Here is a 26,676-nt window from a genome sequence, read left to right as displayed (position 1 = left end):
TATGCCTCGAGACGAGGCGGATCTGAGGGCATGGCTGGTCGACCAGCTCGTGCGTATGGGTTGTGAGGCCGACGACATCGACGTCGACACTGCGTTCAACGACCTCGGCGTGGGATCGCGCGATGCGGTCGTCATGTCGGGCGAACTGTCCGAACTCGCGGGTCGACAGATCTCGCCCGTCGATTTCTGGGAGCATCCGACGATCGCCACGCTGGCAGCTTTCGTCGCCAATCCCGAAGCAGCACAGGCGAACACCGTCGACCTGCCACACTCACAGCCCACCGACGACGCCATCGCTGTCATCGGCATCGGCTGTCGGTTTCCCGGCGATGTCTTCGGTCCGGAGAAATACTGGGATTTCCTGTTCGACCACGGCAACGGTGTCAGCACCGTCCCCGAGGGACGGTGGACACAGTTCGACGACGGCCGCAACGAGACGGCCAACGCTCTGCGGCGCACCACGCGGTGGGGCGGCTACCTGTCCGAGGTCGACGCCTTCGATGCCGAGTACTTCGACATCTCACCGAGCGAGGCCGACAAGATGGACCCGCAGCAGCGTCTGCTGCTCGAGGTCACCCAGGAGGCGCTCGACCATGCCGGCATCCCTGCCGGCGCGTTGCGTCACTCGCAGACCGGTGTTTTCGCGGGTTCGTGTGCCGGTGAATACGGTGCGTTGGCGACGAGCGACCTGAGTCAGGTCGACGCGTGGTCGGGGACCGGTGGAGCGTCGTCGATCATCTCCAACCGCCTGTCGTACCACTACGACCTCCGCGGTCCGTCGGTCACCATCGACACCGCATGCTCGTCGTCGCTCGTGGCCATCCATCTCGCATGCCAGAGTCTGCGTTCGGGCGAATCCACACTGGCGCTGGCCGCGGGCGTCAATGTGATGCTGTCGCCCGCGATCACCCGCAGCTTCGATACCGCGGAGGCGATGTCGCAAAGCGGACAGTGCCACTCGTTCGACGCTGCCGCCGACGGTTATGTGCGCGGTGAGGGTGCGGGCGTCGTGGTGCTGAAAGGGTTGTCCGACGCGATTCGCGACGGCGACAACGTGATCGCCGTCGTGCGCGGTTCTGCAGTCAATCAGGACGGCCATTCCAACGGTCTGATGGCGCCCAACCCATCGGCGCAGATGGCTGTGTTGCGCGGTGCGTACGCAGCCGCAGGCCTCACCACCCGCGACGTCGACTATGTCGAAACCCACGGCACCGGAACACTTCTGGGCGATCCCATCGAGGCACGGGCACTGGGTACCGTTCTCGGACGCGGCCGCAGCTCCGACGATCCGCTCCTCATCGGTGCGGTCAAGTCGAACATCGGTCACCTCGAGGCCGCGGCCGGTGTTGCCGGCTTCATCAAGGCTGTCCTGGCCGTCGACCGTGGCAACATTCCGGCGAATCTCGGTTTCTCCCAACCGAACCCGCACATCAACATGGACAACCTGCGCCTGCGGGTCGTGGCCGAGCACACCGTGTGGCCCGAACGCGATCGGCCTCGGCGCGCCGGAGTGTCCTCGTTCGGCTTCGGCGGCACCAACGCACACGTCGTGCTCGAACAGGCACCGCCCGCGCATGCGACTGCCGCTATGAACACTGGGGCTACGAACTCTGGGGCAAGCACCCCTGCGGTGACGACACTCACCGTGACGGCGAAGACCGCCGATCGAGTGCGCGCACAGGCTTCAGCGCTGGCCGACTGGCTCGACGGTGCCGGTGCCGACGTCTCACTGGCCGACGTCGCCCACACCCTCGATCACCACCGCACGCGACACTCCGCGTTCGCCACTGTGGCCGCGCGTGACAACCAGCAGGCGGTCGTGGGTCTGCGCGCTCTCGCGGCGGGCGACACGGCACCGGGGCTCGTCGATGTCCACGGTGGACGCTGCCGACCCGGCACGGTCTTCCTGTACTCGGGGCAGGGATCGCAGTGGGCGGGTATGGCGCGCACACTGCTCGATTCGGAACCCGAGTTCGCGGCGGCCCTCGCCGACATCGAACCGGACTTCGTCGCACAGGTCGGCTTCTCGCTGGTCGACGTTGTCCGCGCAGGTGAACCGGTTGTCGGTATCAGCCGCATCCAGCCTGTCCTCACCGGTCTGCAGTTGGCACTCACCCGACTGTGGCGCTCGTACGGCGTCATCCCCGACGCCGTCATCGGACATTCGATGGGGGAGGTCGCGGCGGCTGTCGTGTCCGGTGCGCTGTCCGTCGCCGATGGTCTCAAGGTGATCGCAACCCGTTCGCGACTGATGTCCGCGCTGTCGGGCCAGGGCGCGATGGCCCTCGTAGAACTCGACGCCGACGCTGCGACAGCACTGGTGAACACATATCCGGACGTGACCGTCGCGGTGCACGCGTCGCCGCGACAGACGGTGATCGCCGGCCCACCCGACCAGGTCGACGCCGCGGTAGCCAAGGTTGCCGCAAGCGACAAGCTCGCCCGTCGCATCGAGGTCGACGTCGCCTCCCACCATCCGATCATCGACCCGGTTCTGCCGGATCTCCGCACCGAGTTGGCCGATCTCACCCCGCGTCGACCAACCATTCCGCTGATCACCACAACACTTGCCGAGGGCGAACCCCGGTTCGACGCAGACTACTGGTGCTCGAATCTCCGCAATCCGGTGCGGTTTTCGCAGGCGATCAGCGCCGCAGGCGACACGCACGGCGTGTTCATCGAGGTCAGCCCGCACCCGATACTCACCTACGCGATCGACGACACACTCGCCGACGTGCATCACCACTCCGTCGCGACGTTGCTGCGCAACCAGGACGATGCGCTGACCTTCCACACCAACCTGAACGCGGCGCAGACCACGACGCCTCCGACGAGTTCGCATGGCGCCGAGCCGCATGTGCAGCTGCCTGCCACTGTCTGGCAGCACACGTCGCACTGGATCGAACTGCCCGAACGTACAACGGCCGCTGCGGTGGTGCCGACGAACGGCACACTGCTCGGCGAGCGTATCGACGTCGCCGACACCGCGGGCACGCATCTCTGGCGGGCAGATCTCACCGCGCACACCAAGCCGTATCCGGGTTCACACGAACTCAACGGCCTCGAGGTGGTGCCGGTCTCGGTACTGCTCGCCACCCTGGTCGACGCCGCCCGCAGCGTCGGCATCGAGCACATCGGCGAGGTTCGATTCCACTATCCGATCGCTCTCGACCGCCCCCGGCTCGTCCAGGTCGTGGCCGCCGGCGACGTCGTGTCGATCTCGTCGCGCTCGGCGTCCGACACGTCGACGTGGGTGCGACACGCGACGGCCCGCGCGGTCGTCGAACCACCCGCGACGCAGACATCCGAACTCAATGGCCTCGCGCCGATCACCGCCGCGCAGGGTCGTTCTACGGCGGAGTTCCTGCGCGAGTGGGGTGTGACAGGCCAACCCTTCGAGTGGACATTCTCGGGTCTGCACGGATCGCCGGAGCGGTTGTCGGCCGAAGTCGACCTACCCGAGCCTTCCGTGGCCGCCATACTCGACGCAGCCGCGCACCTCGCGCGCCTCGTCGACGACTCGAATCGTGACCTCATGGTGCCGTCCGCGACCGAGTTCGTCTGGCTGGCAGACGATGTCACCGATCCGAGCGCGACGATCGACGTCCGACGAAACCGCACCGTGGAGGACGGACTGGTCGTCGACGTCACCGCGACCGGCCCAGACGGCCCGCTTCTCGACATTCGCGGACTGCGGTTCGCGGTCGTCGACGGAACCGACACGCCGATTCCCGATCTGCCGCCGGAGTCGATGACACACGTACTCGAGTGGCAACCGATGGAGTTCGACGCCGATCGCGCTGCGACACCGAGCGGCTCGGTCGCGGTCGTCGGAGAGGGCAACGCGGTCGCAGCAGCCCTGCGCACCGCGGGCGTCGACGTCGTCGACGATGCGTCGACAGCACGCCATGTCGTCTACGTCGGCGGAGTATCCACCGGTGATCACGCCGCAGACGCGGTGCGTATGGGTTCGGAGGTCACCGAGTGGGTGCGACGTCTCGCTCAACGTGACAGCGCCACGACACTGTGGCTCGTGACCCGCGGCGTCCGCACACCAATCGCGGCAGGGGATCTCGCCCAGAGCGCGCTCTGGGGACTCTCAACAGTGATCGCCGAGGAGCAACCCGATATCTGGGGCGGGCTGATCGACATACCGGCGGACACAGACCTCACCGCCAACGCGTCGTCGCTCGCTGCGGCGATGGCCACGCCGTTCAAGGCCATCGGTTCGCTCGTCGACGAGCAATTGTCCGTTCCCACAACGGTTCCGCTCGAGTCGGTTCTGCTCGAGTCTGGGCCCGTCCGGGAAGCGCTGCGGTGTCGTGCTGACGCCTCCTACCTCATCACCGGCGGCATGGGTGCACTTGGTCTGGTGATCGCCGACTGGCTCGCCGGGCGTGGGGCGCGGCGGATCATCCTCGCCGGTCGTAACGGACTACCACCGCGGCGGACGTGGGACGACGAGAACGTCGACTCGTCCACGCGCACACGCATCGACGGTGTTCGTGCGCTGGAGGCACGGGGCGTCGCAGTGGAGCCCGTGGCACTCGACGTCGCCGACGCCTCGGCGCTGCGTGCCTTCCTCGAGTGCCGCGACGACGCGGGTGCTCCGCAGGTACGCGGCGTGATCCACGCTGCGGGTGTCACGGTGAACCGACTCCTCACAGATACCGACGCCGAAACGCTCCACACCGTCATGCGGCCCAAAATTGCAGGCGCACAAGCTCTGTCGGAGGTCTTCGAGGCTTCCGAACTGGACTTCTGCCATCTCACCGGAAGTGCGGGCGCCCTGTTCGGCATTCCGGGACAAGGCGGCTATGCCGCGGCGAATGCCTATCTCGACGCCGTCGCACGCTTCGCCAACCCATCGCGTGGGCGCACCCTCAGCATCGACTGGGTCGCCTGGGAGGGCCTCGGCTTCGCCGCCGACGCCGACCTCGTCGTCGCCGAGCTCGAACGCGTCGGGTCGCGTCCCGTCCGGGTCGGCGAGGCACTCGCGGCGTGGGAGTACATCGACCGATTCGACGTCGCGCAAGCCGTCGTCCTTCCACGCGCTGACGCGTCGGTGTCGTACACCGCCGACGAGATCGACACGCACGCATGGGATCGGATGGACCGCGCCGAGATGTTGAGCACCCTGGAGAACGGATTGCGCGCGATTCTCGCCCACGAGCTACGACTTCCCGAGGCCGACCTCGAATCCGATGTTCCGTTCGCCGAGTTGGGTCTCAACTCGGTGATGGCGATGTCGATCCGCCGCGACGCGGAGAAGCTCGCCGGGATCGAACTCTCGGCCACGATGCTGTGGAACCATCCGACCGTTGCGGCGCTCGCCACCCACCTCGCCGACAAGATCGCTCCGCAGGAGTCCGACGATGTCGACGACGAGTTCGACACCGAGTCCGACGGGCTGCTCGACAGCCTGTTCGACGACGTCGAGTCCTCACCGCTCGGAGCGGAGCCGGGGCTCTGATGGCGGCACACGACTTCGACGACAACAGCCTTCGGGAGTGGATGGTCGATCACCTCGTGGCCATGACGGGTTGTGCGCGCCACGAGGTCGACCCCGAGGCCTCGATGGCCGATCTCGGTGTGGGATCGCGTGATTCGGTTGTTCTCTCGGGCGAACTCTCCGAACTCCTGCGGCGTCACGTCTCGCCGGTCGAGTTCTGGGAGCACCCGACGATCAACTCGCTCGTCCACTATCTGTTGCACGACGAGCCCATCGACGTCAGCGACCACACGGTGAGCGCAGGCACGCTCGACGACCCGATCGCGGTGGTCGGCATGAGCTGTCGCTTGCCTGGTGGCGTGCACGGCACTGCGCAGTACTGGGACTTCCTCTCAACGGGCGGCGATGCCGTCGGTACGGTTCCCGCCGAACGCTGGGAACGCTTCGACGACGGCACCCCCGAAGTGCGGGCGGCTCTGGAGTCGACGACGCGGCACGGCGCCTTCCTCGACGACATCGCCGGATTCGACGCCGATTTCTTCGAGATCACCGCGCGCGAAGCCGCGAAGATGGACCCTCAGCAACGCCTGCTTCTCGAAACCGCCTGGGAGGCATTGGAGAATGCCGGAATCGCTCCGGGGACGCTGAAGCGCTCCCCGACGGGTGTCTTCGTCGGTGCGTGCGTCAGTGAGTACGGTTTCCTGGCCTCCACCGACCTTCCGGGCGTCGACGCGTGGAACAACCTCGGCGGAGCGCTGAGCATCATCGCCAATCGCCTGTCGTACTTCCTCGACCTGCGCGGGCCGTCGATGACCATCGACACGGCCTGCTCGTCGTCCCTGGTGGCGATCCACCTCGCATGTCAGAGCCTGCGTCTGCAGGATTGCAACGTCGCGCTGGCCGCGGGGGTCAATCTGCTCCTGTCGCCTGCGGTCTTCCACGGCTTCGATCAATCTGCCGCACTGTCGACCTCGGGTGCCTGCCATTCGTTCGACGCCGACGCCGACGGTTTCGTCCGCGGCGAGGGCGCGGGCGTGGTGGTGCTCAAGCGCCTCGGCGACGCGCTACGCGACGGTGATCGGGTACTCGCGGTCGTGCGCGGCTCCGCGGTCAACCAGGACGGTCATTCCAACGGCCTGTTCGCGCCCAATCCCGCCGCCCAGATGGAAGTGCTACGCGCTGCGTACGCGAACGCCGGTATCGCGGCCCACGACGTCGACTTCGTCGAGACACACGGCACCGGAACACTTCTCGGCGATCCGATCGAAGCACGTGCTCTCGGTACCGTCCTCGGGCGCGGCAGGCAGGCAGACAAACCGCTCCTTCTCGGCGCGGTGAAGTCGAACCTCGGGCACCTCGAGGCCGCCGCGGGGGTCGCAGGATTCATCAAAACCGTGCTCGCGGTGCAACGGGGAACGATCCCGGCCAACCTCCACTATCGAAACCCCAACCCGCACATCCCGTTCGAGCAACTACGTTTGCGGGTGGTCGATTCGGCGACCGCCTGGCCGACCACTGAGGGTCCGCGCCGGGCGGGGGTGTCGTCGTTCGGTTTCGGCGGCACCAACGCACATGTCGTCATCGAACAGGCACCGTCGGTACGTCGAGCAGCTGCAGCCGACGACGATCCTGTACAAGCCGTTGCGACACTTGTCATCTCGGGTAAGAGCCCCGCGCGGGTCTCGGCCCAGGCCGCTGCGATCGCCGAATGGATGGATTCCGACGGCGCGGGCGTTCCGCTCCCCGATATCGCCCACACGCTCAATCACCACAGGGCAGCACTACCGGTCTTCGGGTCGGTCACCGCCCGCGATCGTGCCGGGGCCATCGCAGGCCTGGTCGCTCTCGCGGCAGGGGAGAGCGCAGAAGGCGTCCGATTGCCCGCAACCGCTTCACCCGGGCCGGGCACCGTCTTCGTCTACTCCGGTCAGGGATCGCAGTGGGTCTCGATGGCCGCTGCTCTGCTCACCGACGAACCGGCGTTCGCCGCGGCGATCGACGAACTCGACGATGATTTCGTCGCGGAGGTGGGATTCTCCCTGCGCGATGTCATCAGTGAGCAGAAGGACTTGCACGGCGACGCCGAGGTGCAGCCAGTCCTGCTGGGCATCCAACTGGCGCTGACGAAACTGTGGGGCAGCTACGGGGTTCACCCCGACGCAGTCATCGGTCAGTCGATGGGCGAGGTCACCGCCGCAGTCGTCGCCGGTGCGCTGACGCAAGCCGAAGGGCTACGCGTCATTGCCGTTCGCTCGACATTGATGGCACGACTCGGCGGCCAGGGCGCTGTCGCGCTGCTGCGCGTCGGCGCCGAAGAAGTCGCAGAGCTATTGACTACCCACACCGGTGTCGAGATCTCCGGACGCCTCGCGCCGCGGCAGACCGTCGTCGCCGGCCCGGTCGACGCGGTGGACGCCGTCGTCGCGCAGGTCTCGGCGACCGGTCGCTTCGCGCGACGGGTCAATATGGAGGTCGCGTCACACACGGCCCTGATGGATCCGATACTCGACGAACTGCGTTGCGCGCTCGAAGGACTCACACCCCGACAGCCCCGCATCGACTTCTTCTCGACCGTGACACCCGGAACCACCCCCAGCGCAGACGCCGACTACTGGGTGGCCAACGTCCGGCAGCCGGTATCCCTTGCTGAAGCGGTCGGCGCTGCGGCTCTCGAGAACGCGACATTCGTCGAGATCAGCCCACATCCGATGCTGACCCAAGCGGTAGCCGAGACACTGGAGAATACCGACGCCCTACACAACGTGATCGGCACGCTGATCCGCGATGGTGACGACACCGTGTCGTTCCACACCGCGGTGAGCGCCGCGGCCACCACGAGGCCGCCAAGCACCCCGCATCCGCCGGAGCCACACCCGGTGTTGCCCACAACGCCGTGGCAGCACGTCGAGTACTGGATGCCGACCCCGCAGCGGCACGCCCTGCAGGTGGCAACCCCGGCCCCGACAGGACCGGTCGACACCGCGATCCCGGCACAGTGGTGGCACGAGCTGACGTGGCCGGAGCGACCCCTGACCCGGCCAACCCCCGACGCCTCATCTTCCAACAGCTCTGCTGAGCGCTGGGTCGTGGTAGGGCGCGATGTCGGTGCTGCCCTCGCAGCGCGTCTCGGCGCCGACTCGGTGCGCATCGTCGACGAGAACGAGGTCGCGACGCTGACCGCTGCCGAATACTTGGCCGACGTCGACCGCGTGCTCTACGCACCGGCACCGCTGACGACAGACGAAATCTTCGGCGCCGCAGCGGGTTACCGCATCTTCGGCGTCGCCCGGTCGCTCGTCTCGGCACTGCACGGACTCGACTCACCGCCGCGACTTCACCTCCTGACGCGCAACGCGCAGCCGATCTCCGAAGGCGATCGCGCCGCCGCCGCTCAAGCTGTGCTGTGGGGTCTCGGACGGTCGCTGGCACTCGAGCATCCCGAGTTCTGGGGATCGGTCGTCGACATCGACGAATCGGTACCGCTCACGCTCGCAGCGGGCTACCTCGTCGCCGAGACCACCGAGACCACCGAGACCACCGAGGCCGCGGTCGACCACCGCGAGGATCAGGTGGTGTATCGCGCCGGAGTCCGCCGCGTGCCGCGACTCACGCGCACCTCAGCGTTGCCGCTCCCGGATGACGACCGCCTGGCGTCCGACGGCGCTCACCTCGTTGTCGGTGCCACCGGCAATATCGGACCACACCTGATCCGACAGTTGGCATCGATGGGTGCGGGCACTGTCGCGGCGGTGTCGCGCAATCCGGGCGACCGCCTCGACGGAGTGATCACCGAACTCGCGGCACAGGGCACCACCGTGATTCCGATAGCTGCCGACGCCACCGATCGCGACGACATGGCAGCGCTGTTCGCTCGCTTCGGCGCAGACCTGCCGCGGCTCGACGGGGTGTACCTCGCCGCATTCGGCGGTGGCCCGGTGACGCTGACCGACATGTCAGACGACGACGTCTCCGCCATGTTCCGGCCCAAGCTCGACGCGCTTGCGGTGCTGCACGACATGACGGTGAGCACCGGTGTGGATCGTTTCGTCGTCTTCTCGTCCATCTCCGGCCTGACCGGATCGCGGTGGTTGTCGCACTACGCCGCGACCACCACCTTCCTCGACGCCTTTGCGCACGCCCGTCGTGCGGCCGGTCTTGCTGCGACGACCATCAATTGGGGGCTGTGGCAGTCGCTCGACGAGGTCCAGGACGAGATCGAACGTCAGGTGACGCGCGGCTCGGGTCTGCTCCCGATGGACGATCCGACCGCGATTCGTGCGCTGGTGTCGGCGACCGCTCCCGGAGCGCCGGTGCGCTCGACGGTGGTCGCGGCCGACTGGCCGACCCTTGCCGCGGCCTATCGCACCCGTGCGGTGCTGCGGATCGTCGACGATCTCGTCGACGAGCCAGAGCTGCCGAGTTCCGACGGGCCGACCGAGTTGCGCGAGGCGCTCGCGGGTGCCGAACCGTCGCAGCGAAGGGAACTGCTCAGCGACCACGTCGCAGCACTGGTCGCCAAGGTGATGGGGTTGTCGTCGCCTCAAGAACTCGACGCCACCACCGGGTTCTTCCAGTTCGGGATGGACTCGTTGATGACGGTGACACTCCAGCGCGCGCTGAGTGAATCGCTCGGCGAGCAATTGCCCACGTCTGTGGTGTTCGACTATCCGACGGTCGAAGCACTGACCGGGTACCTCGCGTCGACGCTGCCCGAGATGGTCGACGCGACCGAGGAAGCACCCGACGACTCCTTCGACGAACTCTCCGAAGACGAACTGTTGAAAGCACTTTCCGAAAGGCTGGGCTGAGCACCGATGACTCCCGAGGCCACCGATCGACGGGCGATCATCACCGATGCGCTCCGCAGGATCGACGATCTGACCAAGAAACTCGCCATCGCAGAGAAGAGCGAGACCGAACCCGTTGCCGTCGTCGGCATGGGGTGTCGGCTTCCCGGTGAGGTGAACAACCCGGACGACTACTGGGACTTGCTCACCGAAGGCCGAAGCGGCGTGGTCCGGGTTCCCGCCAACCGTTGGGACGCAGACCAATTCGCCACCGACGATCACACCGTGCCCGGCACGATCGTCACCAACCAGGGCGGCTTCCTCACGCACTGGGATCCGGACCAGTTCGACGCCGAGTTCTTCGGACTGACGCCCCGCGAAGCCGTCGGCATGGATCCGCAACAACGACTCCTCATGGAAGTTGCGTGGGAAGCGATCGAAGACGCCGGCCTGACGCCGAAAGCATTGCGCGGCACACAAACCGGTGTCTTCGTCGGCATGACGACCAACGACTACACACTGTCATTCGCGGGCAAGCTGGCACCGGCAGATCTCGATCCCTACATCCCGTTCGGCAACGCCGCCAACTTCGCGGCCGGACGCCTGTCGTACTTCTTGGGACTGAACGGACCCGCTGTCGTCACCGACACGGCCTGCTCGTCGTCGTTGGTCGCCATCCACCTCGCGTGCCAGAGCTTGCGGCGGCGCGAGGCCGACGCGGCGCTCGCCGCGGGCGTCAATCTCAACCTCTCCCCGGAGAACAGCATCGCCTGCTCGCGCTGGGGCATGCTCGCACCAGACGGCACATGCAAGACCTTCGACGCCGATGCCAACGGATACGTGCGTAGCGAGGGCTGCGGTGTGGTCGTGCTGAAGCGACTCGAGGACGCGACCCGCGACGGCGACAGGGTGCTCGCCGTCATTCGTGGTACGGGCGTCAACCAGGATGGAACGAGCAGCGGGCAGACCGTGCCCAACGGTCCGGCGCAGCAAGCTCTGATGCGACGGGTGCTCGCCGCATCGCGACTCGAGCCCGCCGACATCGATTACGTCGAGGCGCACGGAACCGGCACACCGCTCGGCGATCCGATCGAACTCGACGCGCTTTACAACGTCTTCGGAGACCGTAAGGACTCGTCGCCGCTGATCGTCGGATCGGTGAAGACCAACCTCGGACATCTCGAATCCGCCTCGGGTGTCGCAGGTTTCATCAAGACCGTGTTGGCCGTCGGCAAAGCGCACATCCCACGACAACTTCACTTCTCGAGCCTGAACCCCCACGCGTGTGCCGGCGCGTCGACCTTCACCGTCGCGGCCGAGCCCGTCGATTGGCCCGAGACGGATCACCCGCGCCGCGCGGGTGTGTCGTCCTTCGGGGTCAGCGGGACGAACGCGCACATCGTCGTCGAGCAGGCACCGCAGGTCGCAGGTGAAACGGCACTCACCCCCGAACCACTGGTCAGCACCCTCGTGGTTGCAGGCAAGACCGCGGAGCGCGTCGCGTCGACCGCTGGCGTACTTGCCGAGTGGCTTGCCGGCGCCGGGGCTGACACCCCGCTGTCAGCGGTGGCTGACACCCTGGCCAACCACCGAGCCGCCTTCCCGGTCTTCGCGACGGTCACCGCGGCCGACCACACCAACGCCGTCGCGGGCCTGCGCGCGGTCGCGGGCGGGTACAAGTCACCAGGTGTTGTCGGCGTCCGCGACGCCGTGCGCACGCCCGGCACCGTATTCGTCTACTCCGGACAGGGTTCCCAGTGGGCGGGTATGGGCAAGCGCCTTCTCGAACACGAGCCCGCCTTCGCCGCCGCAGTCGACGAGCTGGAGCCGGATTTCGTTGCACACGCCGGCTTTTCACTCCGCGAGACGATCGCGGCGGGAGAGTCGGTCACGGGTATCGACCGCATCCAGCCGGCACTCGTCGGTATCCAGTTGGCACTCACCGCGCTCTGGCGCGCCAAGGGCGTCGAGCCCGCCGCGGTGATCGGCCACTCGATGGGCGAGGTCACCGCGGCAGTCGTGTCGGGAGCGTTGAGCGTCGGTGACGGACTCAAGGTGATCTCGACACGCTCCCGGCTGATGTCAGCGCTGTCGGGTCAGGGTGCGATGGCGCTGCTCGGACTCGACGCCCGGGCTGCCGAAGACCTCATCGCCGACTTCGACGACCTGACCGTAGCGGTGTATGCGTCGCCGGGGCAGACCGTCATCGCCGGCCCACCCGAACAGGTCGACGCCGCGATCGCCCGTGTCGCAGCCACCGACCGACTCGCGCGCCGAGTCGAGGTCGACGTCGCGTCGCATCACCCGATCATCGATCCGATCCTTCCTGACCTGCGCGTGGCACTCGCCGACATCTCGCCTCGCACACCGACGATTCCGCTGCTCTCGACGGCGGATCCCTCCGGCGCGGTATCGCCACGGATGGACGCCGACTACTGGTGTGCCAACCTGCGCAATCCGGTGCGCTTCGACCCCGTGGTCGCCGCAGCCGGTGCACAGTACGGGACCTTTGTGGAGGTCAGCCCTCATCCCGTGCTGACGTACGCGCTCGACGACATCCTCCGAACGGGCAGGAACAACGTCCTCGGCACGCTCTACCGCGACACCGACGATCTGGTCACGTTCGCCACGAATCTCGCAGCGGTTCGCACCACCACTCCGCCGTCTGTGCCCGCGGCCGGGCCGTTCGTTCGGCTGCCGCACACTCCGTGGCATCACTCGCGCTACTGGGTTCAGGTGCCCGAGACGGACGGAGCTGTCGCTCGCGCCGCACTGTCGAGTACCGCGGCACCGTCGGGTCCTGCCGGGCGGAACAGTGGCGGGGACACCGAAAACGTGGGTGCCGGTGAGGTTTTCGACGACTGGTTCATGACCCTCGCGTGGCGTGAACGGGCGCTGGACACCCTCGCCGACACCACCGATCAGAACTGGGTTGTCGTCTCCGACGACTCTTCGGCAGCAGACCTCGCCGCTCTCCTCGACGCGGGCACGGTCGTGGCACCCGACGCCTTGACTCCGGTGGCCCTCTCACCCGCGACGCACGTGCTCTTCGCACCGCGACCGGTCGTCGCGGATTCAGCTCGCGCCGCACGTCGCATCTTCGGCGAGGCACGGCGTATGGCCGCCGCGTTGGCTGCCGCCAACACTGCTGTACGTATGTACATCCTCACCCGCAATGCGGCTCCGGTCGCCGAAGGTGAGGCCGCAGATCCGGCGCAGGCCGTGCTGTGGGGATTCGGTCGCACGCTGGCGCTCGAACGGCCTGAACTCTTCGGCGGACTGTTGGATATAGATGCGACGGTGCCCGCCGAACTCGTCGCCCGCCATGTGGCGACGAATGCCGCCGCGAACGACGGCGAGGATCAGGTCGTCTACCGCGCGGGGCGGCGACTGGTGCCGCGGCTCGCGCGCACCGACGTTCCCACCGGTATCACGCAACTGCCTGCCGACCGCACACAGCTGGTCGTCGGCGCCACCGGCAACGTCGGCCCCGATCTGGTGCGGCAACTCGCCGCACTCGGCGCCACAACCGTTGTCGCAGTGTCGCGCCGGGGAGGCTCTGCGCTGTCCGAGCTGACCGACGAACTCGCTGCACGTGGGACGACGCTCGTCTCGCACGCCGCGGATGCCGCCGATCCCGTTGCGATGGCCGAATTGTTCGCGCGCTTCGGCACCGATCTACCGCCACTCGACGGCGTGTACGTCGCGGCCCTCGCCGGCGGGGCAGGCGAGTTGATCGACATGTCCGACGACGACGCGGCCGCCATGTTCCGGCCCAAGATCGATGCAGTGGACGTGCTGCACCGTCTGACGGTGAGCACACCGGTCAGCCGCTTCGTACTCTTCTCCTCGATCACCGGCCTGTTCGGTTCACGCTGGCTGGGTCACTACACCGCGGCGAACGCCTATGCCGACGCACTGGCGTACGCACGACACGCGATGGGTCTGGCGGCCACGGTCATCGACTGGGGCCTGTGGAAGTCGTGGGCCGACGCACAGCCCGAGACGGCGTCCGCAGGTCTCACACCGATGCCCAACGACGTCGCCATCGGCACACTCGGTCGCCTCCTCGACCCCTCCGCCGGTGTGCGCCCGATCGTCGTCGCCGCCGACTGGGAGCGGCTCGCCGAGTCGTATCGGATGCGTACTTCTTTCAAGGTCGTCGACGAGTTGCTCGGCGCCGACGAGGCCGCCGACCTCGCGGCGCTGCCGTCCGCGCGTCCGGGCACCGTGTTGGGGGAGTTCATCGACGGGGATACCAACGGGGCCGCTGCCATCTTCCAGGCTCGCCTGGATCCCGACGATCTGCCCTACCCGGGTTCGCATCTCGTTCAAGGGGTGCAGGTCGTCCCGGCGTCGGTCCTCATTGCGACCGTCGCCGCAGCGGCACGCGAGAGTGGCGCGGCAGGAGTCGGTGATGTGCGGTTCCAGTACCCGGTGGTCGCCGACCGCCCGCGGGTCGTTCGGGTGCGAATCGGCACCGACGGCACCGTGACGGTGGCATCGGCGACGTCTCCGAATGCCGCGGCCGACAGGTGGGTCACCCACGTCACCGCCACCACAACCAACTCCCCGGTCGACCTGACGCCCGGCGCACTCACCGATCCGGCACCGACAGGGTTCGACGCGGCGCAGGCCGAAGGACTTCAGAAACGCTGGGGGATCGACGGGCGTCCGTACCCCTGGTCGGTCGGTGACCACTCGGCAACCCCGGGCACCCTGACCGCCGAGGTCGGGACCACGTCCCTCGACTCCGCGGGGCCATCTGCGATCGCTTTCGTCGATGCGGCAATACATCTCGCGCGACTCCTCGACAGTTCACACGACGGCTTGATGTTCCCGGCTTCGGTCGACTCGGTCGCACTCGACGTCGACTCCGCTGCGTCGACTGGGCACGTCGAGCTGCGCCACCGTGCCGGTGACGCCGATGGTTTCAGCACCGACGTCGTCGTCAGCGCACCCGACGGCACCGTCACCGTCGCACTGCGCGGACTGCGGTTCGCCGGGGCAGCCGCGCCTGCACCCGACACCACCGACGCTCTGGTGCCCGCTGTCGACGCACCGGTCTGGGCGGAGCTCACCGAGGAGGAGACCCGAGCGCAACTGCGAGATCGCCTGCGCGCCATACTCGCTCGCGAGATCGGCATGCCGACGGATGCACTGCGCATCGATCAACCGTTCCCCGAACTCGGCCTGGACTCGATGATGGCGATGACCGTGCTTCGCGACGCACGACAGCTGGTCGGCATGGATCTATCGGCGACGATGCTCTGGAACCACCCAACGGTAGAGGCAATGAGCGACCTCCTCACCGACCTGCTCGAGCCCGCACGACGCTCCGCAGCAACCGAACCCGAGCCGGACGACTCAGACGTCGACAGCGTGCTCGACAGCCTGTTCGACAGCGTGGAATCGCTGTCCGATGATCCCCTTGCCGGCGCGGAATCCGTGTCGGCATCCAGCGAGAGTGGTGACGCATGAAGACGACCTACAACCGTGTCGCGGCCATGAACCCCACCCAGCGCGGCGCGCTGGTGGAGCAGTTCGACAAGGCGGCCCGCATCTCTGGCGCCGAGCCCATCGCTGTCGTCGGAATCGGTTGCCGCCTTCCCGGCGACGTCCACGGCCCTGACGAATTCTGGAAGCTGCTGACCGAGGGTCGCGACGCGATCGTCGAGGTGCCCGCCGACCGCTGGGATGCCGACGAGTACTACGACCCCGACCCGAGTGTGCCCGGCCGAATGCCTTCGAAGTGGGGTGGGTTCCTCTCCGACATAGGCGGATTCGACGCTGACTACTTCGGCATCACCCCGCGCGAGGCCGAGGCGATGGACCCGCAGCAGCGTGTGCTCCTCGAGGTCGCGTGGGAAGCTCTGCAGAACGCGGGGTACTCGCCGGAAACGGTCAACGGTGTGCGCGCCAACGTGATGATGGGCGTCTATTACAACGAGTATCAGGCCAAGTCCGCCGGTAATCAGGACGCAATCGACGCCTACTCCGCGACCGGAAACGCGCACAGCGTGACAGTCGGTCGAGTCGCCTACCTCCTGGGTCTGCGTGGCCCCGCCGTCGCCGTCGACACTGCGTGCTCGTCGTCATTGGTCTCGCTGCACCTGGCCTGCCAGAGCCTGCGCTCGCGCGAGACCGACCTCGGACTCGCAGGCGGCGTCAATCTCATCCAACAGCCCGAAACCCAGTTGGCACTTGGCAAGTGGGGAATGCTTTCGCCACGCGGCCGATGCAATGCATTCGACGTCGCGGCCGACGGCTTCGTCCGTGGCGAGGGCGCGGGCGTCGTGGTGCTCAAGCGTCTCACCGACGCCGTGCGTGACGGTGATCGTGTCTTCGCGGTGATCCGTGGCTCTGCGACCAACCAGGACGGCCGGTCCAACGGGCTCACCGCACCGAATGCGCCCGCGCAGAAGGAGGTCATCGCACGCGCCTTGGCATCCGGCGATGTGCAGGCGTCGTCGGTCAATTTCATCGAAACCCACGGCACCGGAACAGCACTCGGCGACCCGATCGAGTTCGATGCCCTGGCCGCCGTCTACGGCAAGGGCAGCGCGCCGCTGGCTCTCGGCGCCGTGAAGTCCAACTTCGGACATCTCGAGGCCGCCGCGGGCATCGCGGGCTTCATCAAAGCGGTGCTGTCGGTCCACCACGCTCAGATCCCGCCGAATCTGCACTTCACACAATGGAACCCGGCCATCGACACGAAGGGCACACGATTCGTCGTGCCCACCGAGGCATCGCCGTGGCCGGTCGCCGACGCTCCCCGTCGTGCAGGAGTCTCGTCGTTCGGTCTCGGCGGTACCAACGCACACATCGTGATCGAGCAGGGCCCCGAGCCCGTACGGTCGACGAGTTCGGAATCGACGGCCACCCCGGAGGCTGTGACGTTGTTCGTCACCGGCAAGACGGCCGACCGCGCGGAGACGTGGGCGCAGATCCTCGCCGACTGGCTCGAGAGCGACCCGGCCGTGGCGTTGGTCGACGTCGCCCACACGCTCGACCGCCAGCGCGGCCGCACCGACCTCGTCGGCAGTGTCTCTGCGCGCACCAGAACCGAAGCCGTCGCGGGTCTCCGCGCGCTGGCCGAGCGGTCACCGGCAGCGGGAGTCGTCGCACCGATCAAGCGAGCACGTGGCACCGGCACCGTCTTCTGCTACTCGGGACAGGGTGCGCAGTGGGCAGGCATGGGCCGACGCCTCCTCGCAGAAGAGCCTGCTTTCGCCGCGGCAATCGACGAGATCGAGCCGGATTTCGTTGCACAGGTGGGCTTTTCGCTGCGCGACACGCTCACCTCTGGCGACGCTGTCGTTGGAATCGACCGAATCCAGCCGGTTCTCGTCGGCGTGCAGTTGGCACTCACAGCACTGTGGCGCTCACGCGGTGTCGAGCCGGATGCGGTGATCGGCCACTCCATGGGCGAGGTCGCCGCCGCGATCGTCTCCGGGGGACTCAGCCGCGCCGATGGTCTCAAGGTCATCGCGACCCGCTCGAAGCTGATGGCAGTGCACCTCTCCGGCCAGGGCGCGATGGCGCTGCTCGAAGCCGACGCCAGCACCACCGAGGCCCTTCTACGCAACTACGACGACGTGTCGCTCGCGGTCTACGCTTCACCACGGCAAAGCGTCGTCGCAGGCCCGCCCGAGCAGATCGAGAAGGTCATCGCCGAGGTGCAGGGCCGCAACCTCCTGGCGCGACGCGTCGAGGTCGATGTCGCCTCGCACCACCGAACCGTCGACCCGATTCTCGACGATCTGCGGTCGGCGCTGACCGATCTCACACCTACGACGCCGCGTATCCCACTGCTGACCACGGTGGCCCGCGAGGGCGAGTCGACTGTGCTCGACGCCGACTACTGGGCACGTAACCTGCGCAATCCCGTGCGCTTCTCACAGGCTGTGACCCGGGCCGCAGAGTCGTTTTCGACGTTCATCGAGATGAGCCCGCACCCGCTGCTGACCCACGCGATAGGCGACACACTCTCGGTCGCGCGGCCGCGTGGCGATGTCGCGGTGTTCGGCAGCATCGTCCGCAACGAGGACGAGACCCTGGTCTTCCACGCGAATCTGGCAGCGGTGCAGGCGGGGTCGGAGACGACACAGCGAGTTGACGGTTCCCTCGTCGACCTTCCGCCCAACCGCTGGCATCACACCCGCTACTGGATGGCGACCGCACCGTCGACGTCGAGTGCGGGCGCACACCCGTTCCTCGGTACCCACGTCGAACTCCCCGCTGCCGCAGGCCATCTGTGGCAGAGCGAGATCGGCGTCGAGAGCACGGTGTGGCTGGCCGACCACCGTGTGCACGGTCAAGCCATCATGCCTGCTGCGGGATTCACCGAGATGGTTCTCGCCGCTGGTTCCGAAGCACTCGGAGTGCCCGCACAACAACTTCAACTCGCTCAGGTCGAGGTGGAGCAGATGCTCCCGGTCGACGAAACCATCAGGGTCACCACTCAATTGACGCCTGTCGACGGGGGAGCAGTGCGGGTTGAGGTGCATTCGCGCGACGCGGAAGGCACCTGGCGACGCCACGCCGTCGGTCGTGTCTCGCCTGCCGACGATGCCGCCGCACCCACTGTCGTGCCGGTGACCGGATCGGTCATTCCCGCCACCGACTTCTACACCGCGCTGCGCCGCACGGGCGCTCACCACGGACAGGGTTTTGCCGCACTCACCCGGATCGTTCGTGCAGAAGGGGGTGCGTCGGAATCCCAGATCGTGCTCCCGGACGAGGCGAGCGCCCACCGTGGTTTTCGTGTCCACCCGGTACTCCTCGACGCCGCGCTCCAGGGCGTCGCCGCGGCGATGCCCGCAACCGCGCTGTCAGAATCCGCCGAAGCGACATACCTGCCCGTCGCGATAGGGAGTCTGCGCGTCCTCGGCCCCGTCGGGCGAACCGCGACGTGTTCGGCGCGTGTCGTCGACGCCGAGAACGGCGTCGACAAGATCGGTGATTTCGTCCTGAGCGACGACAACGGACGCCCGTTCCTCGCCGGATCGCAGGTCTACCTACGGCGGGTGCAGAGCCACACCGTTCCACTTCCGTTGGAGCAGAAGCTGTTCGACACCCAGTGGCAACCGGCGCCGCTGCCTGCCGACGCGTCGTCTGCGATTCCCGCCGGTAGTTGGCTGGTGCTCAGCTCGTTCTCGGCCGGACAGACCGCAGACGTGCTCGCCGCTGATTTCGCGCAGACGCTCGGCGACGTCGACCACCGCCGGGTCATCGCGGCCGACATGTTCGACGACGCCGCCGTGGCTGCTGCATTCGGCGAGGCGACCGGGGATCCCACTCATCCGCCCGCAGGCGTGATCGTGATGGTCGACAAGCAGGGGTTCGACGCCAGCGCGGCGTCAGCGACGAGGGCGCGCGATCTCGTGTGGTCCGTGACGTGTGCGGTGCGCACGGTGGTCAACGGGTGGCACGGCAACGCGCCACGGCTGTGGCTGGTGTCGCGGGACGGACTCGGTGTGGACCCCCGTGAGCCCGGCGACCCGGCGGTCGGCGGCTTGAAGGGACTCGTCCGCGTGCTCGCGTACGAACATCCCGATCTGCACACCACGCTCGTCGATCTCGACGATGCGGGCGACAGCATGAACGACCTGGTACGCGAGATCGCTGCAGGAGGAGCCGAGACGGCCGGCATCGACGATATCGTCGCGTGGCGCGACGGCATTCGGTACGCCGCGCGGCTCACGCGTACGGCGCTGGGCGTCGACTCCACGTCGACGACGGTCACCTCTGACGGCGCGTACATCCTCACCGGCGGGCTCGGCGGACTCGGTCTGGTCATGGCCCAGTGGCTGGTCGCCAACGGGGCAGGCAGGGTGATACTCAACGGCCGCAGCGCCGCCGACGACGCGCAGCAGACCGCACTCGTCGAACTCCAGGCGAACAGCGAGATCGTCTACGTGCAGGGCGATATCACCGATCCCGGCGTCGCAACGGTCCTCGTCGACGCCGCGGAGGCGACCGGAAAACCACTGCGTGGTGTCATGCACTGTGCCGCTGTGATCGACGATGCGCTCCTGGGCGCACTCGCTCCGGAGAGTCTCGACCGCGTGTGGGGTCCCAAGGTGCTCGGCGCCCTCGCGCTCAACGACGCATGTGCGCATCGCGAACTCGATTGGTGGGTGGTGTTCTCGTCCGTCGCGTCGCTGCTCGGCTCGCCCGGACAGGGGGCATACGCCGCTGCGAACGCGTGGACCGACGCGCTCGTCGCGTGGCGGCGCGCTTCGGGATTGCCTGCCACGTCGATCAATTGGGGCCAGTGGGCGCAGGTCGGTGTCGCGCAGACGCTGAACATGACCGCGATCGACCCCATCACGCCCGACGAGGGCATCGAGGCACTCGAAGTCATTCTCCGTCACGATGTCGCACAGGCCGGCGTGGTGCGACTGCGCCTCGACCGCGCCTCGGCGGCCTTCCCCGAGTTGAATAAGATCGGCTACTTCGCGCCACTCGTCTCCGAACTCGACGTCGACAACTCCGACGACGGTTGGGCGGGAGTCGAAGCGCTGCGTGATCTCGACGGCGACGCGGTGCTCGACGCCGTCACCGAGCGCCTGCGTACACGCGTGGCGACGATCATGGGGTACGCCGACAACTCGGCGATCGATCCGACGAGCCCACTCACCGAGTTGGGTATGGATTCGCTCATGGCGGTGCGCATCAGAAACACGGTCCGCGGTGACTTCGGCGTCGAACCGCCGGTTGCGTTGCTCCTGCAGGGCGCGACGCCGCGAGACCTGGCCGCCGACCTCATCCGACAACTCGGACTCGCTCAGGCGGAGAAGACAGACACGACCGGTGGGCTGCGGGAACGCGCCCAACAACGCGCGGCGGCCCGTCAGCGGGCGCAGCGACGCAGGACGGGGCAGCGAGTATGACGACAGCCGCATCGAGTACGGGGACAGGCACCTTCGGGGCGCAGCCGGGAAGTGTCGGCGTCGACACAACGAACTACCCGTCGGGCGCGATTGCGATCATCGGCATGGCAGGCCGGTTTCCCGGCGCCGATTCGGTCACCGAATTCTGGCGGGCCCTCAGCGCCGATCAGGAAGGCATCGTCTCGCTCGATGAAGGTGATCTTCGCGCAGCAGGCGTCAGCGACTCCACGCTGAAGAACAGCAACTATGTGCGCAGGGCTCCCGCGATGGACGGGATCGACGAGTTCGATGCCGAGTTCTTCGGCTTCACCCCGCACGCGGCGCGCACCCTCGACCCTCAGCATCGGCTGTTCTTGCAGACCACTTGGCACGCACTCGAGGACGCCGGCTACAACCCCGCCGACATCGATGTGAACGTCGGTGTGTTCGGCACCAGCTCGGCGAGCGGTTACCTGCTTCACAACCTGATGTCGCATCTCGACCCCGCCAGGGTCATCGGCGAAGGCGCCAGCTTCGAGATGATCAATCTCTCGCTGCAGAACGACAAGGACCACCTGGCGACCCGTGTCGCGCACCAGTTCAATCTGCGCGGCCCCGCGTTCGCCGTGCAGACCGCGTGCTCGTCGTCGTTGCTCGCGGTCCATCTCGCATGCCAGTCGATTCTCAACGGCGAGTGCGAGATGGCTCTTGCCGGCGGTTCGTCGATTCGCGTACCCAATCGGGTCGGGTATTTCTACGAGCCGGGATCGATGGCATCGCCCAGCGGATACTGCCGCCCATTCGACGTCCGGGCGGACGGGACGATCTTCGGTAGCGGTGTCGGCGCGGTGCTACTCAAACCACTCGAGGACGCAGTGGCCGACGGCGACCGCATCCACGCTGTGCTCCGCGGTTCCGCGGTCAACAACGACGGCGCGACGAAGATGAACTACGCCGCACCGAACGCGGCAGGGCAGGCCGAGGTCATCGCCGAGGCCCACGCGCTCGCCGAGGTCGACGCCGCGACGATCGGTTACGTCGAAACACACGGCACCGCAACGCCACTGGGCGATCCGGTCGAAGTCGAGGGGTTGCGTCAGGCTTTCGAACTCGCCGAGGAAGATCGCACCGAACCGTGTGTCCTCGGGTCGGTGAAGTCCAATATCGGCCATCTCGAAACCGCGGCAGGCATTGCCAGCCTCATCAAAGCCGTGCTGTGTCTGGAGAACAAGGCACTGCCGGGCACGCTGCACTACACAGCACCCAATCCCGAGCTACACCTCGAGCGGGGCCCCTTCGAGGTTCGCGGCCAGCACACCAAGTGGGAATCGAGCCGCCCGCGGCGCGCGGGTGTGAGCGCCTTCGGTGTCGGCGGAACCAATGTGCACGTCGTGCTCGAGGAAGCGCCGGCATCGGCGCCCGTCCCGGCGAGCAGCGGTCCTCACGTCGTCACGCTGTCGGCGCGAACCGCGGACTCGTTGGCGCTGGGCCGGCGCGCACTCGCCGACGACCTCGAACGGCGACCCGACCTCGATATCGCCGATGTCGCCCACACCCTTGCCGGCCGTCGTACAGAACGGTTCCGCCTGGCGGCAGTGGTCAACGATACGGCCGATGCGGTTGGCATCCTGCGAGCCGACGAGCACGACAATGCGTTCATTTCCGCGGCACCGGCTGTTGAAGGCAACGGTGAGCGCATCGCATTCCTGTTTCCAGGACAGGGCTCGCAACACGTCGGGATGGCGCGTGGTCTCATCGAATCCGAGCCCGTCTTCGCCGAGCACTTCACCGCTGCCGCAACTCTTTTCGACGCCGAGCTCGGCATCGACCTCCGCGCGGACATCATCGACGGTTCTCCGCGAACACTCGAACGCACCGACCGGACCCAGCCGGCATTGTTCGCCGTCGAGTACGCACTGGCCAAGCTCGCCCAGTCACGGGGAGTCGAGCCGTCGGCGCTCGCCGGACACAGCATCGGTGAGTACGCCGCCGCGACCATCGCCGGAGTCTTCGACCTACCGACGGCGGTCAAGGCCGTCGCGATGCGCGCACGGCTGATGAACGCGGCACCGCGCGGCGTGATGGTCGCGGTCCCACGCGGGCCGGCCGAGATCGCGGCACTCCTCGATGGCGAAGTCGACATCGCCACCGTGAACGACCCGGGCAGTTGCGTGGTCGCGGGCTCTGACAGCGCGATCGCCGCCTTCTCTGCGCGGCTGTCCGAACAGGGCATCGCAGCTCGCAGAGTCCGCACCTCACACGCATTCCACTCGCGGTTGATGGACGGCGTGGTCGCCGAGTTCACGAGCTTCCTCTCGCAGTTGACACTCAACGCGCCACAGATCCCGCTGATGTCCAACGTCACCGGCACGTGGATGTCGGCAAGCGAGGCCACCAATCCGGCCACGTGGGCAAGGCAGATCCGCGCGACGGTCAGGTTCGCCGACGAGGTCGACGCACTGCTGGCCGACCCCGCCCGGGTACTGGTAGAGGTCGGGCCCGGCGGCACCCTCACAAGCGCGGCGACGCGGCACCCGAGCTGGTCCGACGGACATCGCGCGGTGCGCCTCATGCGTCACCCCGCGCAGAATCGCGACGACGAGGCGGCATTCCTGCTCGGACTCGGCCAACTGTGGGCCGCAGGCGTCGACGTCGAACTCTCCGACACAGCCACACCACGTCAGCGACTGACGCTGCCGGGTTATCCGTTTGCACGCGAACGACACTGGGTCGAGCACAACGCCGCAGCGCGGTTCGCAGGCACGCACGGAATCGACGCGGAGAACACCGCTGCGGATTCCAAGGCCCCCTCCGCCACCGGACAGACACCGATGGAAGCGACACTCGCGCGGATCTGGGCACAGTGCCTCGGCGTCGGCAGTGTCGAACGGACCGCCAACTTCTTCGAGATCGGCGGCGACTCGCTGATCGCGATCAGCATCGCGATGAGCGCAGCCAACGAGGGCCTCGAGATCACGCCACAAGATCTGTACGAGAACCAGACGGTCGCCTCACTCGCGAAGAAGCTCACCGCCCGCTACGAGTCCGGCGGCCTCGGCCGAAAGGTCGACGCCGATCCGGAACATCTGCCGGTGCCGCCGACCGTCACGCGATTCCTCGAACGTGGCCTGGCCGAGCAGAACTCGTGGCGGGTTCCGCTGATCCTTCGACTCCGTTCAGATGTGTCAGCAGAGGTGGTCGGCACAGTCCTGACCAAGATCGTCAATCACCATGACGCGCTGCGGCTTCGACTCGTCGACGACAACGGATTGGTCGAGCAGCGGATCAGCGAACCCGTGGAAGCCCTCGACGTCGTGGTCGCCGAGATCGACGCGGGTATCGAGGCGGGGGAGGAGACCCAACGTCGCCAAGTGCGTGAACTTCTCGACGACGCGGTGGGACGCACGGCAGACGCCCTCGTCCCGCTGGTCGCCGCTTACGTCGCCACACCGGACGGCCCCCGATATCTGGCCCTCAGTGTGCACGGACTCGTCGCCGACAACGAGTCCCGCGAGATTCTGCTCACGGATCTGTTCACGGCATTCGGCCAGGTCCTCGCAGGCGAGGAAATCACCCTGGCTCCGGTTGCCACACCCTGGCGCGACTGGTCGCAGCTATCGGTCGAGCTCGCAGCACATCCGGCCGTCCTCGCGACCCGCGACTACTGGCTCGGTGCAACCGATTCCGCGAACATCCAACTGGTGCGGGACGGTTCATTCGCACGTCCGAGTCGCTCACACCTGACCCGAATCGCGACCGCGCTCGACGACAAGCAGACGACCGAACTCGACGACGCGCGTCGCAGGTTGACGTTCCCGCTCGAGCACTTCCTGCTCACCGCACTCGGCCGCACGGTCGCGCAGGTGACCGGCGAGGGGACGTTGCTGGTGGATCTGGCCGGCAACGGACGGGCTGTTCTGCGGCCCGAACTCGATCCGCGACGCACGGTCGGCACCTTCGCCGCGATTCATCCGATCACGCTGCAGTGCAACGCAGTCAGCGGATACACGGCCCGCGAACGCCTCGAGACGATCCGTAAGACCGTGACCGACGTCCCACACCAGGGTGTCGGATATGGCGTGCTGCGTTACCTGTACGCACCAACCGCCCGCCGACTCGAGGCTGCACCGGAGGCGGATCTGCTCGTCACCTTTGCCGGAGCAATACCCGACCTACCCGCGGACGCGGCAAACGCGCCCATCTCGCTGGATTCCGATGCAGCGCTGGCGATTCGCGAGACCGTACCGGGAGCTGGGCATGCGATCGAGGTCCGCGTGTACCGTGCGGGCGGTTCGCTGCACATCGACTGGTGGTACGACCACCGTCGTGTCGACACCGAACGCGCTGCGCTGTTGGCCGACGTGTTCGGGCACACGCTCACCGATCTCGCCCGAGAGTCGATCATCGAAGACGAAACCGACTCGGCGAGTGACGAACTCGAACTCATCGATTTGTCGTCCGACTTCGACCTGGGAGAAGCCAGTGCACGACACTAACGCGCGGATCAGACGTCGCTCGGGCCGTCACCGGCGCCGGGACGAGTCCGACTACGCGGTGGTGGTCGAAGGGCTGCGCAAGCGCTTCGGCGACTTCGAGGCGTTGCGTGGAGTGAGCTTCTCGGTTGGTCGTGGTGAGGTCCTCGGCCTGCTCGGCCCCAACGGAGCGGGAAAGACCACGACAGTTGACATCCTGTCGACGCTGAGCACACCCGACTCCGGCATCGTTCGCGTCGCCGGGCACGATGTCGCCACCGATCCCGCGGCGGTCCGACGGTCGATCATGCTGACCGGTCAGCAGGTCGCGCTCGACGAGATGCTCACGGGCCGTGAGAATCTCGTCATGTTCGGACGACTCCAGGGCTTGCGCAAGCACTCAGCCAAGAGACGGGCCGACGAGTTGCTGGACCAATTCGATCTGCAGTACGCGTCGGATCGTCAACTCGGCACATACTCCGGCGGCATGCGCAGACGTATCGACATCGCGTGCGGACTCGTGGTGCGCCCAGAAGTGGTCTTCCTCGACGAGCCGACGACCGGCCTCGATCCCCGTAGCAGGCAGTCCGTGTGGGATCTGGTGGCCAAATTCAAGGGCGAGGGCATCGCAACCGTGTTGACCACCCAGTATCTGGAAGAAGCAGACACGCTGTCGGACAAGATCGTCGTCATCAACCGGGGCACCGTCATCGCCCAGGGCACCGCCGACGAACTCAAGGCGAGGACCGGTGCTACGTTCTGCGAGATCGTTCCGCGCTATCCCTCTGACATTCCGCACATCCTGCACGCCCTCGGCCCGATGATGATGCCTCGCCAGAAGCAGAACATGCTGTCCGCGGAGACCGACCGGGTCTCGATGCCTGCGCCACGCGGCCCGCAGACGCTCGTCGAGGTCGTTCATCGGCTCTCACCAACGGGAATCCAACTGGCAGACATCGGCCTCCGACGCCCCTCACTCGACGAGGTGTTCTTCGCCCTCACCGGCAACACCGAGACAGCACACCAGCAACCCACCAACGGACAGAACACCGGCGGCCGTCGCCCCGACGAACGGCTGACGAGGTGAC

At 67.1% G+C, this 26,676-nt stretch carries 6 protein-coding genes; all 6 read left to right on the top strand.

Features of this window, described 5'->3' with window-relative positions; genetic code table 11:
* Position 1: 1 nt before the first annotated feature.
* Genes A5788_RS15555 through A5788_RS15530 form a run of 6 tightly spaced genes read left to right on the top strand, consistent with a single transcriptional unit; the run spans position 2 to position 26,675 of the window.
* Positions 2-5,473, top strand: a complete 5,472-nt coding sequence (locus tag A5788_RS15555) for a type I polyketide synthase (RefSeq protein ID WP_064869273.1) — start codon at positions 2-4, stop codon at positions 5,471-5,473.
* Positions 5,473-10,260 (top strand): SDR family NAD(P)-dependent oxidoreductase, encoded by a 4,788-nt coding sequence (locus A5788_RS15550; protein WP_064869275.1) that lies wholly within the window; start codon positions 5,473-5,475, stop codon positions 10,258-10,260. Before A5788_RS15555 ends, A5788_RS15550 begins: the two co-directional genes overlap by 1 nt.
* A gap of 6 nt (positions 10,261-10,266) precedes the next feature.
* Positions 10,267-15,720: a type I polyketide synthase gene (locus tag A5788_RS15545; protein WP_064869277.1), complete on the top strand. Its 5,454-nt coding sequence runs from the start codon at positions 10,267-10,269 to the stop codon at positions 15,718-15,720.
* Complete coding sequence (locus tag A5788_RS15540) at positions 15,717-21,137, top strand: type I polyketide synthase (protein ID WP_064869279.1); 5,421 nt, start codon at positions 15,717-15,719, stop codon at positions 21,135-21,137. Before A5788_RS15545 ends, A5788_RS15540 begins: the two co-directional genes overlap by 4 nt.
* Complete coding sequence (locus A5788_RS15535) at positions 21,134-25,612, top strand: type I polyketide synthase (RefSeq protein WP_082937896.1); 4,479 nt, start codon at positions 21,134-21,136, stop codon at positions 25,610-25,612. The genes A5788_RS15540 and A5788_RS15535 overlap by 4 nt, the downstream gene beginning before the upstream one ends.
* Positions 25,613-25,670: 58 nt before the next feature.
* Positions 25,671-26,675 carry an ATP-binding cassette domain-containing protein gene (locus tag A5788_RS15530; protein ID WP_269449569.1) on the top strand — a complete coding sequence of 335 codons (1,005 nt, stop codon included), beginning with the start codon at positions 25,671-25,673 and terminating at the stop codon, positions 26,673-26,675.
* Position 26,676: the final 1 nt, after the last annotated feature.

Source organism: Gordonia sp. 852002-50816_SCH5313054-c (assembly GCF_001665925.1).
GTDB classification, from domain to species: Bacteria; Actinomycetota; Actinomycetes; order Mycobacteriales; family Mycobacteriaceae; genus Gordonia; species Gordonia jacobaea.
Note: the sequence above shows the minus strand (reverse complement) of the source record. Positions and strands in the feature narration are given on the sequence as shown.